Annotated in this window: 11 protein-coding genes and 5 tRNA genes; all 16 read left to right on the top strand. The window is 61.6% G+C overall.

The genetic code is table 11. The annotated features are described in order from the left end of the window. Positions 1-190: 190 nt before the first annotated feature. The 16 genes from ACZ5B4_RS16510 to rpoC all read left to right on the top strand — a co-directional run bounded on the left by ACZ5B4_RS16510 (position 191) and on the right by rpoC (position 17,289). A complete protein-coding gene (locus ACZ5B4_RS16510; protein WP_464912324.1) occupies positions 191-895 on the top strand; it encodes a PTS sugar transporter subunit IIA in 705 nt (234 codons plus the stop codon). 328 nt (positions 896-1,223) lie between these two features. After that, positions 1,224-2,210, top strand: a complete 987-nt coding sequence (locus ACZ5B4_RS16505) for a DUF6807 domain-containing protein (RefSeq protein ID WP_464912323.1) — start codon at positions 1,224-1,226, stop codon at positions 2,208-2,210. Between the two features lie 230 nt (positions 2,211-2,440). Beyond that, a tRNA-Thr gene (locus ACZ5B4_RS16500) sits at positions 2,441-2,513 on the top strand. 91 nt (positions 2,514-2,604) lie between these two features. Further along, positions 2,605-2,686: transfer RNA gene (locus ACZ5B4_RS16495), tRNA-Tyr, on the top strand. A 160-nt stretch (positions 2,687-2,846) separates the two neighbouring features. Next, positions 2,847-2,917 (top strand) — tRNA-Gly (locus ACZ5B4_RS16490). Positions 2,918-3,052: 135 nt separating this feature from the next. Continuing rightward, positions 3,053-3,125, top strand: a tRNA-Thr gene (locus ACZ5B4_RS16485). Positions 3,126-3,203: 78 nt separating this feature from the next. Then, the gene (gene tuf / locus ACZ5B4_RS16480; protein ID WP_464912322.1) at positions 3,204-4,403 is read left to right on the top strand and encodes an elongation factor Tu; all 1,200 of its coding nucleotides are present in this window, start codon (positions 3,204-3,206) and stop codon (positions 4,401-4,403) included. A 151-nt stretch (positions 4,404-4,554) separates the two neighbouring features. Further along, positions 4,555-4,627 (top strand) — tRNA-Trp (locus ACZ5B4_RS16475). A 72-nt stretch (positions 4,628-4,699) separates the two neighbouring features. Continuing rightward, on the top strand, positions 4,700-5,146 hold the full coding sequence (gene secE / locus ACZ5B4_RS16470; RefSeq protein ID WP_464912321.1) for a preprotein translocase subunit SecE: 447 nt from the start codon (positions 4,700-4,702) through the stop codon (positions 5,144-5,146). Positions 5,147-5,403: 257 nt separating this feature from the next. Next, positions 5,404-6,153 carry a transcription termination/antitermination protein NusG gene (gene nusG, locus ACZ5B4_RS16465; RefSeq protein ID WP_464912320.1) on the top strand — a complete coding sequence of 250 codons (750 nt, stop codon included), beginning with the start codon at positions 5,404-5,406 and terminating at the stop codon, positions 6,151-6,153. 107 nt (positions 6,154-6,260) lie between these two features. Continuing rightward, positions 6,261-6,686: a 50S ribosomal protein L11 gene (gene rplK, locus ACZ5B4_RS16460; RefSeq protein ID WP_464912319.1), complete on the top strand. Its 426-nt coding sequence runs from the start codon at positions 6,261-6,263 to the stop codon at positions 6,684-6,686. A 159-nt stretch (positions 6,687-6,845) separates the two neighbouring features. Beyond that, positions 6,846-7,526 (top strand): 50S ribosomal protein L1, encoded by a 681-nt coding sequence (rplA, locus tag ACZ5B4_RS16455; RefSeq protein WP_464912318.1) that lies wholly within the window; start codon positions 6,846-6,848, stop codon positions 7,524-7,526. A 118-nt stretch (positions 7,527-7,644) separates the two neighbouring features. Then, a complete protein-coding gene (gene rplJ, locus ACZ5B4_RS16450; protein WP_464912317.1) occupies positions 7,645-8,232 on the top strand; it encodes a 50S ribosomal protein L10 in 588 nt (195 codons plus the stop codon). 140 nt (positions 8,233-8,372) lie between these two features. Then, positions 8,373-8,792 carry a 50S ribosomal protein L7/L12 gene (rplL, locus tag ACZ5B4_RS16445; protein ID WP_464912316.1) on the top strand — a complete coding sequence of 140 codons (420 nt, stop codon included), beginning with the start codon at positions 8,373-8,375 and terminating at the stop codon, positions 8,790-8,792. A gap of 250 nt (positions 8,793-9,042) precedes the next feature. Further along, positions 9,043-12,768: a DNA-directed RNA polymerase subunit beta gene (gene rpoB, locus ACZ5B4_RS16440; RefSeq protein ID WP_464912315.1), complete on the top strand. Its 3,726-nt coding sequence runs from the start codon at positions 9,043-9,045 to the stop codon at positions 12,766-12,768. 129 nt (positions 12,769-12,897) lie between these two features. Further along, a complete protein-coding gene (gene rpoC, locus ACZ5B4_RS16435; RefSeq protein ID WP_464912314.1) occupies positions 12,898-17,289 on the top strand; it encodes a DNA-directed RNA polymerase subunit beta' in 4,392 nt (1,463 codons plus the stop codon). Positions 17,290-17,514: the final 225 nt, after the last annotated feature.

The following is a 17,514-nucleotide window of genomic DNA, read 5'->3' as shown; positions in this document are numbered from 1 at the left end:
GACCAGTCGCGCGTGTCGACTCAAACTTGGTGCCCATGTCTTCCCCCCTTGCCATGCCGGTCGCCCCCGCGGGTCGGTTGCCCTCGGTTAGAATGAACAATTACTATTGCGGATACGCGATTCGGCGATCATTTCCGTTACCACGGCATCCTGCCGGTTCGTTAGATTCGGTGAGAAAAAACGGCGTCCCATGAACGGCGGAGATTACGACATCGACGGCCTGGCGGAGTATCTGCACTTGACGCCGCAGCAAGTGCTCCGGCTGGCCGACCGCGGCAAGATTCCCGGACGAAAGGTGGGCGGTCAGTGGCGATTCTCGCCGTCCGAGATTCACCTTTGGCTGGAACAGCGGATCGGACTGTTGACCGACGACGAAGACCTGGTGGCGATGGAGTCGCAACTGCGTGACCGCCGCGCCGGCTCCGGAGAAATCCGCATTGCCGAATTGATCCCGCTGGAGGCGATTCAGGTGCCCTTGGCGGCGCGGACGCGGAATTCCGTGGTCCGGGCAATGATCGACGCGGCGGCGCGCACCGGATGGCTATGGGATCCGGAGGCGATGCGGGAGGCCGTTCTGGCACGCGAGGAAATGCATCCAACGGCCCTGGAAAACGGCGTCGCCCTGCTTCACCCGCGGCGACCGTTGCCCAACATTCTGGGCCAAGCCTTTATCGGTTTTGGGCGAACGATGAGCGGCATTCCGTTCGGCAGTGAAAGCGGCGTGTTGACGGACTGCTTCTTCCTCATCTGCTCGGTCGAGGAGCGAAGCCATCTCCGCACCCTGGCGCGGTTAAGCCGTATCCTTACCGTGCCCGGCTTCTTGCCTCGCCTTCGCGAACTGGAAAGCCCCAGGGAAATCCGGGGCTGGATCGCCGAGACGGAGGCCGGGTTGTGAAAGCAGCGTCCGGCGTCCCGGATCGCAACGAAAGCCGGCCCGCACTGCCGGATTTCCGCCGGCCCGGGCATGGAATCCCCAGGCTCGTTCGTGCCACGGCTGGAATCCCGCCGCCGCGCTGACTACCATGAGGGCGGATTTAGCGGCACCGATTCGCCGCCGACCGATCGACGCCGTTGGTTCAGCGACCGTGGGACGACGGCGAAACCGTCGAGCGGCCCGTTCAACACCCACGTCGCAGCATTGCAATGGCCTACGGTGAAGGACGATCGGCAGGGGCGTCTCGCTTCGGCCGATGAACGCCGCGACTACAACTGGGAGACTTGCAATGATGTCCGGCAACCTGCAAAGACGACGCTTTTTCGCACTCGCACTCGGGCTTCCGACGGTCTATTGTGCGTATCTGGGGTTCTTCCCATCGGCATCCGCCGAAATCACCGCGGAGCGAACCGAGCGCGGCGTCACCATCACCGTGGACGGCAAACCTTTCGCCGAGTATCGGATCGATCTGGGACCGAAACCGATCGTGTGGCCCTTGATCGGGCCGACGGATCAGCCCGTAACAAGGGACTATCCGATGGCGAATACGCCGGACGAGACCCGCGACCACCCGCACCAGCGATCCCTGTGGTTCACGCACGGCGACGTCAACGGTTTGAGCTTCTGGGAAGAGGCGCCGGGACGCGGCGTCATCAAGCATCGGGAATATGTCCAGGTTCGCGGGGGCGCGGACGCCGTCGTTGTGACCCGCAACGACTGGTTGACCGCGGAGGGAAAGCCGGTCCTCAGCGACACCCGGCGGTTGCGGTTTGCTGCGACGGAAGACTTGCGAATCCTCGATTTCGATATCCGCCTGACGGCTTCGGCCGGACCCGTGGTCTTCGGCGATACCAAAGAGGGGACGTTCGGTATTCGAGTCGCCGAGACCCTCCGCGTTGATACGAAAAAGGGCGGCCGCATCGTCAACAGTGACGGCAAAGCCGATGCCGAGGCGTGGGGTAAGCGGGCGGCCTGGGTCGATTACTCGGGCCCGATTGCGGACTCGATCGTGGGAATCGCGGTGCTCAACCACCCAACGTCCTTCCGGTTTCCCACCCATTGGCACGTTCGCACGTACGGTTTGTTCGCGGCCAACCCGTTTGGGTGGCACGACTTCGAGGGGCGTCAAGACGTCGATGGTTCGTATCGGCTGGCAGAGGGCGAGTCGATCGTGTTGCGCTACCGACTGATTCTCCATCGTGGCCGAGCCGACGAAGCCGGCATTGCCGAGAAGTTCGCCGAATACGCGGCGGAAGCCCCCGCAGAGATTCCGTAAAGCGAGACGAATAGCACATTCGCGCGGCCCCGAAGCGCGTCGTCCCGCCGCAAGCTCGATCCGATTTATCTAGCGCGCCGGTTCGATGGGCTGCCGCAAGCCGAACACCATGCCGCAATACGGACGGGCACCCCCTCTTTTTGGTAGGCTTGTGGCTCCTGTGCACCGGACGCCTTGCAAGCGGAGGGTATCTTTCGATATACTTATCGGTTCCGATGGAGACCCACTCCGCTAGCGTAGCTCAATTGGCAGAGCGGCTGACTTGTAATCAGCAGGTTGTGGGTTCGAGTCCCACCGTTAGCTCTAGCGTGGATTGAGCGGAAGACGGATGGGAAATCGGACGGCCGACACCCCGCCGGTGTGCGAACCGGATAGTGGGTGATGAGGCATGATCGGGGGGTTTCCCGAGCGGTCAAAGGGGTCAGACTGTAAATCTGATGGCACTGCCTTCGCAGGTTCGAATCCTGCACCCCCCATTGGGACGCTGAACATCGATTCGCTGGAGATCGGTGGAGCTTGACACGCCCGCGCAAGATGGGACAATATGCGCTTTTCCCGTTGGGAAGGGCGCCGGTAGTGTTGTTTTCCCGTCAAGCTGAGATCGGCGCGAGGCGGAAGGCATTTCCTCCGGGCCGGGCGGGTGTAGCTCAACGGTAGAGCAGTAGCCTTCCAAGCTATTGACGGGGGTTCGACTCCCCTCACCCGCTCCTTTCGGCGGTTCATGGTTTCGAAGGTGCGCGGCGCGGGTTTCGGCGGACCGAAGCACGGGAAAACCAATACAGGCCGGCGTCGCAAGATACGGTTCGCGAAGGGGTGCCGGCGAGGACACAAAGGAATCGGTCGCTGCTGTAGCTCAGCCGGTAGAGCGCGTCCTTGGTAAGGACGAGGTCATGGGTTCAAGTCCCATCAGCAGCTCTTGGACTCGGTAGGCCGGCGGCGAGCCAGGCAGCATCAAAGTATCCGCTTTATCTACAGCACGGAGACTTAGGACGAATGGCTAAGGACGTATTTGTTCGCTCGAAGCCCCACGTGAACGTGGGCACCATCGGTCACATCGACCACGGCAAGACGACCCTCACCGGAGCGATCTTGGCGGTCCAGTCGAAGAAGGGCTTGGCCAACTTCAAGTCGTACGCCGACATCGCCAAGGGCGGTACCGTCCGCGACGCCACCAAGACGGTGACGATTCACGTGGCGCACGTGGAATACGAGACCGAGAATCGACACTATGCCCACATCGACTGCCCGGGTCACGCCGACTTCATCAAGAACATGATCACCGGCGCGGCTCAGATGGACGGTGCCATCCTCGTGGTCTCCGCTGCGGACGGTCCCATGCCTCAAACGCGGGAACACGTTCTGCTCGCGCGGCAAGTCAACGTGCCGGCCATCGTGGTCTTCCTCAACAAGGTGGACCTGGTGGACGACCCCGAGTTGCTCGACTTGGTCGAGATGGAGCTTCGGGATCTGCTGAACAAGTACGACTTCCCCGGCGACGAGGTGCCGATCATTCGCGGCAACGCTCTGGGTGCCTACCAGAATCCGGAAGATCCGGAAAAGAACAAGTGCATTCAAGAGCTGATGGATGCGATCGACAGCTATATCCCCGAGCCGACCCGGGCGGTCGACAAGCCGTTCCTGATGGCGGTCGAAGACGTCTTCTCCATCGAAGGTCGTGGAACCGTGGCGACCGGCCGTATCGAGCAGGGCGTCATCAAGCCCGGCGACGAAGTCGAAATCGTCGGTTTCTCTCGCGAATCTCGCAAGACCGTCTGTACCAGCGTGGAAATGTTCAACAAGACGCTGGAGGAAGGGATCGCCGGCGACAACGTGGGCTGCCTGCTCCGCGGCGTCAAGCGCGATGAAATCGAGCGCGGTCAGGTTTTGGCTAAGCCCGGCTCCATCACGCCGCACACCGAGTTCGAGGCCGAGGTGTACATCCTCTCGAAGGAGGAAGGCGGCCGGCACACTCCGATCTTCGCCGGATACCGTCCGCAGTTCTACTTCCGCACCACCGACGTGACGGGCGAAATGAGCCTGCTGGGCGGGGCCGAAATGTGCTTGCCCGGCGAAAACGTCAAGATCAAGGTAACGCTGATCGCCCCCGTGGCCATGCAAGAGAACTTGCGGTTCGCCATCCGTGAAGGCGGACGCACGGTAGGCTCCGGCGTGGTCACCAAGGTGCTCAAGTAGCGGTGATCGCCGGCCCGGAATCCGAAGTCTTTGTGATGATGCCGCCCGACTCGCCTTGACGACCGGGCCGTCGCGCCGTCACAATGAAGTGCCCGGACGAACCGCAGAACAAGGCTTCGCCGTCCGCCGGGTATGCTCCTGAATTGGGGGTAGGGGTGTAGCTCAATTGGTAGAGCACTGGTCTCCAAAACCAGCGGTTGGGAGTTCGAGTCTCTCCGCCCCTGTTGATATTCGGACCGGGATGGGTGCCGATCAAGGTCCCGCGGTCCTCCGAATTCGTGGCGAGTAGGCCTCTCATGCTTCAGGTCGCCAGCAATCGAAAGAACTACGGCGTGAACGCCCTATTCCAAGAACTGTTCCGTACGACGCTCTACAAGCGGAACCAGGGACGCGTTGTCCGGCAGGCGACGTTCGCCGCGATCGTGGTGATCGTCGTTTTCGGGGCGTGGCGATTGGGGCTGACCTTGGGTGCGTGGGGGCTGGCGCTGGAGTGGCAGTTCGGTCTGCCCGCCCTGTTGATTGCGGCGGGTGCCTGGATCGCATTCCGCCTGATGAACGTCCCCGAGGTCGCCGATTTCTTGATCTCCGTGGAAGCCGAGATGCGAAAGGTGTCTTGGCCGAAAAGGACCGAACTGATTCGCGGTTGTGTCGTGGTCCTCGTGGTGATTTTCAGCCTGGCCCTGATCTTGACCTTTTACGATTTGTTTTGGCGAAGCTTTTTCGGGTGGCTCAATATCTACTGACCACGGCGTGATCTCCTGACCACGGCGTGCGGCGCGCAGGTCCGATCGGCGGCGATAAGCCGCCGGGGTGTCCAACACGGAAGAAGTCGAAAATAATCGGCGGCGGGGTTTGCGGAAGGCTTCTGGAAGCGTTACAATACAAAGTTCCCGCCTGACCACGGTCGATCCCCTCTGATCGGCTTTCCCTTCCTCAGCAGGAGCCTCGGATCAGGTTTGCGGGAGATTGGAACTCGATAGGTTGATTGGATTTGATGGCCGTGGACCCCGAATACCCGTCCAACCTGGAAGGAAACGAGCCTCAGGCGGATCCGGTGCCGGAGTCCGGCGAGGCCGAATTGCCGTCGCGACCCGACGCCGGCGGGGAGCCGATCGAAGAGCGGACCGGGAAAGGCGCTGCCAAGCAAGCCCCCGAGCACGCGGCCGAGTCGGGATCGCGGAACGAAGATCGAGCCGGAGATGAGGAGATTCCTCCCAAGGAATGGTACATCCTGAAGGTTCAAACGAACCGAGAGGATACCGTTCGCGAGGCGCTGTTGCGGAGAATCAAGATCGCCGGAATGGAGGATCTCTTCGGCGACATCATCGTCCCGGTCGAAAAAGTGACGGAGTTCAAGGGCGGGCGAAAGAAAGTCATTCGTCGGAAGCTGTATCCCGGCTATATCGTGGTACAGATGTCCTTGACGGAGGATGCGTGGTTTCTGGTGCGGGAGACGCCCGGCATCGGAGACTTTACCGGGGCGATCGGGCGACCCACGCCCATGCTCCCGCACGAAGTCAGCCGAATTCTCGCCAAGGCGGCGGAAGAAAAGGCCCAAGAGGCGCCCCGATTGAAGATCGGTTGCAATGTCGGCGACCGCGTGAAGATCAACGACGGCCCCTTCGCAACCTTCGAGGGAGAAGTCTCGTCGATCGATGAGGCCAACGGTCGGGTGACCGTCGTCATAAGCATCTTCGGACGAAGCACGCCCGTGGTGTTGGAGTATTGGCAGATCGAGCAAATCGCCTAGTCGTGCGGGTAGTCGGCCGTGCCGGGGCGGCCCGACGCAGGACTGCCCGACGCAGGACTGATCGGCGAAGCATCCAATAGCGTTCGGCATAGGACTGGAACGGTAGTATGGCTAAACAACTGGTCGGTGTGGCGAAATTCCACGTTCCGGGCGGACAGGCGACTCCCGCCCCGCCTGTGGGAACCTCGCTCGGTCGTTTCGGGATCAACCTCGGGCAATTCGTGCAGCAGTTCAACGAGCGGACCCGCCAGCACTTGGGCATGCGGATCCCCGTTGTGGTCCGCGTTTACAACGACCGCAGTTTCGAGCTGGAAACCAAGAGTCCGGTCGCCGCGGATTTGCTGAAGCAGGCGGCGGGAATCGCAAAGGGCGCGTCCAATCCGCCCAAGGAAAAAGTCGGGAAGGTGAGCCGGGCACAAATCGAGGAGATTGCCAAGGCCAAGATGGCCGACCTCAATGCTCGAGACATGGATCACGCCCGCCGCATCCTGGAGGGAAGTGCCCGGAGCATGGGCTTGGATGTGGTCGATTGACCTTGCTTGCGCCGGTGATCCGGCATGAACGTCCATGCCCCCAAGTGGCGTTGAGCCGTCTCGTAAATGTGATGAGTCTATGTTTCATGACCGCCAAGCGAGCTTGCGTCGCAAGACCGACGGTCGCCGGTGCGGGAGAGCCTGAAGGGTTCGCATAACATGGTTCGAGTTTCCAAGCTTTACAAGGCGATGGCGGAGAAGGCGCCGGGCAAGACCCCGCTGCCTTTGCCCGAGGCCGTCAAGCTTCTCAAGTCCTTCGACAACCGCAAGTTCGAACAAACGGTCGAGGTCGCTATCCGAACCGGGATCGACCCCCGGCAGGCCGATCAGATCGTCCGCGGATCGGTGGTCCTGCCGCACGGTCTCGGCAAGACGGTTCGCGTGGTCGTGTTTGCCAAGGGCGACCGCGTGGACGAGGCCAAGGCGGCCGGTGCCGATGAGGTCGGCGGGCCGGAGTTGGCCGAGAAAATCAAAGGGGGGTGGCTGGAGTTCGACGTCTGTATCGCCGCGCCCGACATGATGGGCGTCGTCGGTCCCCTGGGAAAGGTCTTGGGCCCCCGCGGTCTGATGCCCTCGCCGAGAGCGGGAACCGTCACGCCGGACGTGGGCAAAGCCGTCAGGGAGTACAAGGCCGGTAAGGTGGAATTCCGCAACGATTCGGGCGGGAATGTTCACGCCCCGGTAGGGAAGATCCGTTTCGAAGAGCAAAAGCTGGTCGAAAACATCCGAGCGTTCATCGACCATGTGATTAGCCTGAAGCCGGCGGCGGTCAAAGGACAATACATCCGGGGAATTACTATTTCGGCGACCATGAGCCCCGGCATTCGCGTCAGCATTTGACGTCCGCAGACGTCCTTCGGCGAATCAGGATCGATCGATTCTCAAGTCAGGATAGGTTCGACGCGAATCTCGAGCGGACGACCGAACACACAACTCCAAGCGTGGGACTCCCGTCACCATGAGCAAGTTCGTTAAGCAGCAAATCACCGACTATTACCGCCGGAAATTGGACGGCGTGGACGCCGCCGTGTTGGTCAACGTGATCGGCCTCAATGGACCGAAGACGACGCGATTGCGGCGAGAATTGGCCGAAAAGAACATCCGCGTGATGGTGGTGAAGAACACCCTGGCGCGGCGAGCACTGACCGGGACGCCGCTCGAGGCGGCCTTCACGGAGGTGGCAGGACCGACCGCCATTTGCTGGGGCGGCACCGACATCGTGGCCTTGACCAAAGAGGTCGTGCGGCTGGCCGAGGATGAAGCCTTTTCCCCGTTCGCGCCGAAAGGCGGCGTGATGGAAGGGGAGCGCATCACCGCGGAGCAGGTCAAGGAAATCAGCAAATGGCCGTCTCGCGAAGAAGTACTGGCGAGGATCGCCGGACAAATCTTGGCGCCGGCCGCCAATTTGAGTGCATTGATCGGGGCGGTCGGGCAGACTTTGGCCGGCCAGATCAAACAGATCTCGGAAAAGGGGGCGACCGAGGAGTCGTCGGCCGAGCAAGCGGCTTCCACAGGAGGCGACGGCGAGGCGCCCGCCCAGGCGTGACGCCGGCGTGTCGCGACGAACCGGACGACACGCGACGCGCCGGGTTCGTCCAGCGTATTCGGAGAAACTTGGAGCGAGGGGGAAGGGCTACCTGGCGCTCAAGCGAATGAGGGTTTTTCGAGGAAAGGATCGGATCTATCATGGCAACTGACGCTGCGGTTCGTGAGTTCAGCCCCAAGGCCAAGGACTTGGGCGACCAAATCTTGAGCCTCACCCTGAAAGAGGCGAAGGAACTGACCGACTACCTGGAACAGGTGGGCGGGATCAAGCCGGCCGCCGGCGGCGTGGTGATGGCCGCCATGCCGGGCGCGGGCGATGCCGGCGGACAGGCCGCCGCCCAGGAAAAGACCGAGTTCGACGTCGTGCTGGAAAACTTCGGCGCCAACAAGCTGAAGGTGATCACGGCGGTTCGCTCCTTGATCCCGGGGATCAGCTTGGCCGACGCCAAGAAGTTGGTCGAGGGCGCCCCTTCCAAGGTCAAGGAAGGCGTCAGCAAGGAAGAGGCCGAAAAGGCCAAGGCGGCACTGGAAAAAGAAGGCGCTACCGTCGCCATCAAGTGATCGATGGATGGGTTCGCCGATCGTTTCGGCGGCGTGGACGTCCGCAATCGGGGCATCAGAGGTTAGCGCGTCTTTCTTTTTCGGATATGCCTACGGATGCGCGTTGACTCGAATTCGAGCGGGAGCCTGGTATTCGTGACGAGTCTGGGCCGATTGTTGCTTTCTGCGCCCGGCAGGTCCTAAAGCGACAATCGGCGCCGGACTCGTTCTTTCTTTCTTGCCTCTGCGCATTTGGGAGGATGAGGTCTCAATGGCGATTTCCTCACGACGCCGTCTGGAGCCTACCAACACGCGAGTTTTCGGAAGTCGGCAAAGCCAGTTTCCGATTCCCGAATTGAGTAAGATTCAAACCGAGGCCTACAGCCGTTTCCTCCAGGCCGACGTTCCTTGGAACAAGCGCAAGGAGCAGGGGCTGGAGGCTTTATTGCGCGAAGTATTCCCCATCGAGACTTACGACAAGTCGATCCGGCTGGAATACATCCGCTACGAACTGGGAAAGCCGCGTTTCACGCCGCAAGAGTGCCGCCAACTTCGCCTCACATACAGCCGCCCCATCAAGGTCTGGCTGCGCCTGACCAAGGATCAGCCCGTCGAAGAGGAAGTGGCTCTGGGCGAACTGCCGATCATGCTGGGCGGCGGCGAATTCATCATCAACGGGGCGGAACGGGTCATCGTCAGCCAGTTGCACCGCAGCCCCGGCATGGATTTCCTCGAAACACGAGAAAAGGACAGCGACCGCAAGATCCACAATTGCCGGATCATTCCCGAGCGGGGAAGCTGGGTCGAAATCATGCTTTCCCGCCGCGAAACGCTTTCCGTTCGCATCGACCAAAGCGGCAAGTTTCCCGCCATGACGCTGCTCCGCGCCATGGATCCCGCCTTCAGCGACAATGCGGCGATCCTGCGGGCATTCTTCGGGGACGAAATCAAGGAGGAAACGATCATCGACGGACGCAGCGCGTCCAAGCTGGAAGGCAAAATCGCCGTTGAGGACGTCGTCTATCCCGCGGAGAGCCCGAACGCCGGCGAGATCATCGTCGAGTGCGGGCAGAAGATCACCAAGACGATCGCCGATCAAATCTGCGCTTCCGGTCTGAAATCGGTGGCGGTCATGCCCGCCATGAAGAACCCGCTGATCCTCAATTCCTTGGCCGAGGACCCCACCGCCAGCCACGAAGAGGCCTTGTTGCGGATTTATCAGCGTTTGCGGCCCGGCAACCCGGCGCAACTAGAACGGGCGAAAGCCTTGTTCCACGAGAAGTTCCGCGACCCGAACCGTTATCGGTTAGGGCGCGTGGCCCGATTCCGCATCAACCGCAAACTCGGACTGGACGTGCCGGAAGACGAAATGTGCCTCCGGCCGGAGGATTATATCGCGGCCATCAAATATCTGGTTCGCTTGCGGAGCGGCGATCCCGACGCAAAACCCGACGACATCGACCACCTGGGCAATCGCCGCGTGCGGACGATCGACGAATTGGCGTCCGAGGAATTGCGCAAGGGGTTCCTGAAGCTGCGCCGCACGGTCCAAGACCGCATGGCCTACAGCGACGCCGCGGACATGACTCCGCGGAGCCTGATCAACGCCAAGAGCGTCTCCGCCGCGATCGAGTATTTCTTCGGCCGCGGAGAGCTGTCGCAGGTCGTGGATCAGACCAATCCGCTCTCGATGTTGACGCACGAACGGCGGCTGTCGGCTTTGGGGCCGGGCGGCTTGAACCGGAAGCGGGCGGGCTTCGAGGTCCGCGACGTGCATGCCTCGCACTACGGCCGAGTGTGCCCCATCGAGACGCCGGAAGGCACGAACATCGGCTTGATCTCCAGCCTGGCGATCTACGGCTCGATCGATGAATACGGCTTCTTGATCGCCCCTTATCAGGTGGTCAAGAAAGGGGTGCTTCAGGATGAGATCCGCTGGTTGCGGGCGGACGAGGAATACGACGCGTACCTGGCCCCCGCCGATACCCCCGTGGTCGACGGCAAGATTCAGGCCGATAGCCTGGTGGCCCGCTATCGCGGCGACTTCATCATGGTGCCCACGGATCACGTCCAATACATCGACGTCTCGCCCGCCCAAATCGTCGGCGTTTCCGCGGGGTTGATCCCCTTCTTGGAACACGACGACGCCAACCGGGCATTGATGGGATCGAACATGCAGCGGCAGGCCGTGCCGCTCTTGGTGACCGAGCCGCCCTTGGTGGGAACCGCTCTCGAACGACGCGTGGCGGAAAACTCCAGCCTGGTGGTCCGCGCGAAACGCGCAGGGACCGTGACCCGGGTCGATGCGGAGCGTATCGTGATCGACGATACGGACGAATATCGCCTGGAAAAGTTCGTGGGATTGAACGAACGGACCTGCCAAAACCAGAAGCCGATCGTGCGGTTGGGGCAGAAGGTCGAAAAAGGCCAGGTCATCGCCGACGGCGCCGCGATCTGCAACGGCGAACTGGCCCTAGGCCGTAATCTGCTCGTGGCGTTCATGTCGTGGGAAGGGTACAACTTCGAGGACGCCATCATCATCAGCGAGGAACTGTTGCACCAGGACGTCCTCACCTCGATCCACATCGAGGAGTTCGACGCCGAGGTCCGCGAAACCAAGCTGGGGCGCGAGGAATTCACACGCGATATTCCCAACGTCAGCGAAAAGGTCTTGCGCAATCTCGACGAGAACGGCATCGTGCGGGTGGGCACGCATGTCAAGCCGGGCGACATCCTGGTGGGAAAAATCACCCCCAAGTCCAAGACGGAGCTTACGCCCGAGGAAAAGCTCCTGCACGCCATCTTCGGGCGGGCGGGCGAGGATGTAAAGAACGACTCGCTGGAGGTTCCGCCGGGCGTGGAAGGCATCGTCATCCATACCGAGAAATTCGCCCGCCGCATGAGTCTCTCCGAAGAGGAACGCAAGGAATTCGAGGAGCGGGTGAAGGAAATCGAGACGGAGGGCAACGCCAAGATCGCCGAAGCCTTCGGGAAGCTGGTCGCCGCAATCGAGGACGTGCTGAAGACGCGCCTGACCGACGAGGAAGGCAATCACCTCGTGGAGGGTCAGGAACACCGTTACGTCGCCGAACAGGCCCAACGATTCAGCGTCGATCGCCTCGATATCCGCACGGAACGCCTCCGCAAGCAGGTGGAGAAGGTGTACGAAGAGATGTGGCCCGCCGTCGAGGCGGCCATCGACAGCCGCGATCATCAGCTCAATTCCATGAAGCGGGGGGACGAGCTGAAAAGCGGCGTCTTGCAAATGGCGAAGGTCTATATCGCCACCAAGCGGCAGATCTCGGTGGGCGACAAGATGGCGGGACGCCACGGCAACAAGGGCGTGATCTCCAAGATCGTGCCCAAGGAGGATATGCCCTTCCTGGCGGACGGCACGCCCGTGCAGATTCTGCTCAACCCCTTGGGGGTGCCCAGCCGCATGAACGTCGGCCAAATCCTAGAGACGCACTTGGGCTGGGCTGCGGCGAAGTTGGGCTTCCGCGCCGTCACCCCCGTCTTTGACGGCGCCGACGAGGCCAGTATTCGCGAGTGCTTGCGCGAGGCCGGCCTGCCGGAAAGCGGCAAGGTTACCCTGTATGACGGCCGGACCGGCGAGCCTTTCGAACAGCAAGTGACCGTCGGCTACATCTATATGCTGAAGCTGCATCACTTGGTGGACGACAAGATCCACGCTCGCGCGACCGGGCCGTATTCGCTCATCACGCAGCAGCCCCTCGGAGGAAAGGCCCGATTCGGCGGCCAGCGCTTCGGGGAGATGGAGGTCTGGGCGTTGGAGGCCTACGGCTCCGCCTACATCCTGCAAGAACTGCTGACCGTGAAGAGCGACGACGTGGACGGCCGCACCAAGATCTACGAATCGATGGTCAAAGGGGAAAACACATTGGAGGCCGGCACGCCCGCCAGCTTCGACGTATTGGTCAACGAGATTCGAGGCCTGGCCCTCAACATGCAGTTGGAAAAAGGCCCCAGCGTTTGACGCCTGCGCGGACGAGCCGCCCGCGCGCGGCCGTGACCGCGGCGCGCTGGGGGACTTTTCGCCGCTATCGCCGAATAGACGCAAACACGACCTCCGATTTCTTTTCACTCGGAAAAAGGAGTGCCCAAGGTGAGTTTCGCCGACGTTTCCTACGAACGCGTGAACGAATACATGGCCGTCAAGTTCAGCTTGGCGCGCCCCCACGACATCCGAAGCTGGTCTTTCGGCGAGGTCAAGAAGCCGGAAACGATCAACTACCGCACCTACAAGCCGGAAAAAGACGGCCTCTTCTGCGAGCGCATCTTCGGCCCGGAAAAGGACTGGGAGTGCTCCTGCGGCAAATACCGCGGCATGAAGTACAAAGGCATGGTCTGCGACCGTTGCGGCGTGAAAATCGCGCACAGCCGCGTGCGCCGCAAGCGGATGGGCCACATCGAATTGGCCAGCCCCGTCGTCCACATCTGGTTCTTCAAGGCTGCCCCCAGCCGTTTGGGAACCCTCCTGGGGATGAAGGTTTCCAGCCTGGAAAAGATCATCTATTACCAGGATTACGTGGTCATCGAGCCGGGCGACACGCCGCTCAAAAAGCTGCAACTTCTCACGGAGGAGGAATACCGCCAGGCCAAGGCCGAGTATCCCGAAGGGGCGTTCCATGCCGACATGGGGGCCGAGGCCATCCGCAAGCTGCTGATGGACATGGACCTGGTCCGGCTCTCCCGCGACTTGCGTGTGGAATTGGGCGAGACCAACTCCAAGCAGAAAAAGAAGGAGTTGATCGGTCGGCTGAAGCTGGTGGAGTCGATCCGCGACAGCGATAACCGACCCGAGTGGATGGTACTCGACGTGCTGCCCGTCATCCCGCCGGACTTGCGCCCGCTGGTGCTGTTGGACTCGGGCAGTTTCGCCACCAGCGACTTGAACGACTTGTACCGGCGGATCATCAACCGCAACAATCGGCTCAAGAAACTGGTCGATCTGAACGCGCCGGACGTCATCATCAAGAACGAAAAACGCATGCTTCAGCAGGCGGTGGACGCCCTGTTCGACAACGGTCGTTGCAAGCGGCCCGTCGTCGGCTCCAGCAACCGCCCGCTCAAGTCCTTGACCGACATGATCAAGGGCAAGCAGGGTCGGTTTCGCGAAAACCTGCTGGGCAAACGCGTGGACTATTCGGCCCGGAGCGTAATCGTGGTCGGTCCGAGCCTGCGCCTGCACCAATGCGGTTTGCCGAAACGCATCGCGTTGGAGTTGTACTCGCCCTTCATCATTCGGCGCCTGCGAGAACTGGGACATGCCGACACGATCAAGAGCGCCAAGAAGATGCTGGAGCGGCGGGACGAAGAAGTTTGGGACATCTTGGAGGAGGTCATTCAGAACCACCCCGTCCTCCTGAATCGTGCCCCGACGCTGCACCGCATCGGCATCCAAGGGTTCGAGCCGGTGCTGGTGGAGGGCAATGCCATCCAATTGCACCCCTTGGTGTGCAAGGGCTACAACGCGGACTTCGACGGCGACCAGATGGCGGTGCACCTGCCGCTTTCGATCGAGGCCATCGTCGAGGCCCATACGCTGTTGATGTCGTTCCACAATATCTTCAGCCCCGCCCACGGCAAGCCCATCATCAGTCCCTCGCAAGACGTCGTCATGGGTTGGTACTATTTGACGTTGGGATTGGCGGGGCGTCGCGGCGAGGACTCGATCTTCTCGTCGTTGGACGAGGTGGAGTTGGCCCATTCCCTGAAAAAAGTGGATACGCACGCGCAGATTCGCGTGCGATTGCCGGAGGGAGTGCGCGTCAAGGGCCGGCCCGACATCGCGCCGGGATCCGTCATCGAGACGACCGTCGGCCGCGTCCTGTTCAACCTGATGCTGCCCAAGGGCATGTACTATTACAACGAGACCATGTCCGGCAAGGCGTTGGCCCAAGTCATCTCGGATTGCTACGAGCTGCTGGGCCGCCCGGCCACGATCGACCTCTTGGACAACATGAACCGGATCGGTTTCCGGCAGGCGACGTTGAGCGGTTTGAGCTTCGCCACGGACGACCTCTTGGTTCCGCCGAACAAGGCCAAGATCATCGCCGATGCCCAAAAAACCGTCATGCAAAAGCACCGTGCCTATGAGCGCGGCATCATCACCGAGGGCGAACGAAAGAACGCCGTCTTGGACGCCTGGACGCACGCCCGGGAAGCAATCACCAACGACCTGAAAGAATTGTTGGCGAACGACCGGCGATATCCGGGCTACGTCAACCCCATCCATTTGATGTCGGAATCCGGCGCCCGCGGTAACATCGAACAAGTGCGCCAGTTGGCCGGGATGCGGGGATTGATGAGCAAGCCGTCCGGTGAAATCATCGAGACGCCCATCAAGGCCAATTTCCGCGAAGGCTTGACCGTCTTCGAATACTTCAGCTCGACGCACGGGGCCCGCAAAGGCTTGGCCGACACCGCCTTGAAGACGGCCGACTCCGGCTACTTGACCCGCAAATTGGCCGACGTGGCCCAAAACGTCGTCGTCACGATGCACGACTGCGGAACCACCCAAGGCGTGACCAAGGGTATCGTTTACCGCGGGGAAAAAGTGGAAGTCAGCTTGGCCGAAGCGATCCGCGGCCGGGTCAGCCGGGCCAATATCGTCAATCTCATCACCGACGAAGTGATTGTGCGCGAGAACGAGCTGATTACGCCGGAAATCGCCCGCAAGATCGAAGAAAACAACATCCAGCGAATTCAAGTCCGCAGTCCGTTGACCTGCGAGGCCCCCCTGGGCGTCTGTGCGTTGTGCTACGGCATGGACATGTCCACCGGCCGCTTGGTGGAGGAAGGCCTGGCGGTCGGCATCATCGCCGCGGAAAGCATCGGCGAGCCGGGCACCCAATTGACGATGCGGACGTTCCATATCGGCGGTACCGCCGCTCGGGCGTTGGAGGAAACGCAAGTCCGCGCCCGGCAGGCAGGACAAGTGCGTTTGGTCCGCATGCAGGTAGTCACCAACGCGGCGGGAGACCGCATCGCGATCTCTCGCAACGGCCGGCTCTTGATCTTGGATGAGAAGGGCCGGGAATTGGAAGGATACGAAGTTCCCTTGGGCGCCCATCTCAAAGTGGATGACGGCCACCGCGTGGAAGCAGGACAAGTCTTGTGCGACTGGGACCGCCACAACATCCCGATCATCGCCGAAGTCGGAGGACGCGTCCGGTTCGAGGACCTGGTCGAAGGCGAAACCCTCCGCGCCGATCGCGATGCCGCCGGAACCGTCCGCCGCATCGTCATGGAGCATCGGGGAGACCGCCAGCCGCAGATCATTATCGAAGACCCCGAGACGGGCAAGATCCTGGGCTACGAATACTTGCCGGAAAAGGCGCACATCGAAGTCGAGGAAGGACAAATCGTAACGCCGGGCACGTTGTTGGCCAAGCAGCCGCGGGAAGTGACCGGTACTCAGGATATCACGGGCGGTCTGCCGCGGGTGACGGAGCTGTTCGAGGCCCGCAAGCCCAAGGACCCCGCCATCATGGCCGAAATCGACGGCGTGGTGGAACTGCTGGGCGAAAAACGACGCGGCAAACGCACGATCATCATCCGCAGCGACAGCGGCATCGAACGCGAGCACATGGTCTCGCCGGGCAAGCACCTCCGCGTGCACACCGGCGATTTCGTCCGAGCGGGAGACGCCTTGGTGGAAGGCCCCTTGGTCCCCCACGACATCCTTCGCATCTCCGGCGAGGAGGCCTTGCAGCAGTACCTGGTCCGCGAGATCCAGAACGTGTACCGCCAGCAAAAGGTGGAAATCAACGATAAGCACATCGAGATCATCGTCGCCCAAATGCTGCGCAAGGTGCGGGTCGAAAACGGCGGTGATACCGGCCTCTTGGAAGGCTCGTTGATCGATAAGTTCGAGTTTCGGGCGAAGAACGCGGAACTGGCGAAGTGCGTCAAGGTGGTAGACCCGGGGGACACGCACTTCTCGCCCGACGAGATCGTGCCGCGCGAGGTCTTCGAACAGGAGAACACGCAGGTCGAAGCGGCGGGCAAGAAGCCTGCCAAGTGCGTCGCGCCGCGTCCGGCGGAGGCCAGCACGCAACTTCTCGGCGTGAGCAAGGCCGCCGTGCAAAGCTCCAGCTTCATCTCCGCCGCCAGCTTCCAAGAGACGACGAAGGTCCTGACGGAGGCCGCCTTGGCCGGTCGCGTGGACAGGTTGGTGGGATTGAAGGAAAACGTCATTCTCGGTCGCCTCATCCCGGCAGGGACCGGTTTTCGCAAGTATCAACAGGCCGAGGTCCGGCTGCGGCCCGAGGCTCTGGAGCGACTTGCGGCACGCCGTCCGAGCGCGGGAGTCTCCGATCGCTTCACGTTGCTCGAAGACATCCCCAATCCCCAGGAGTCGGCAAGCTCCGCGGCGGAGTCCCAGGAGATGTTCACTGGAGGCTCGCCATTCCCCTCCTTGGACGATATCGGTGACGTACCGGCGGACGCGGATTCCCAGGCCAAGGCTTCCGATTCCCAAGAAGGCGTGTGAGACCGGGACGATGACCCCACCGTCGGTCGGCATCCAGCCGTTCCCTGGGCGACTTGCGTAACAAGAGAGGAATGCGCAAAGTGCGGCGACTGGGACAAGAGGTGGAATTAATCACCTTGACAAGGCGAGCCAGGATGCAATTCCGCTTGCTTTTCCTTCGCCCTTCGCCGTTCCCTGGATGTCATCCGGCGATTCGCAAGTCGCGGCGGCTTGACATCGGCCGGG

It is taken from the genome of Thermogutta hypogea (assembly GCF_055386265.1).
Note: the sequence above shows the minus strand (reverse complement) of the source record. Positions and strands in the feature narration are given on the sequence as shown.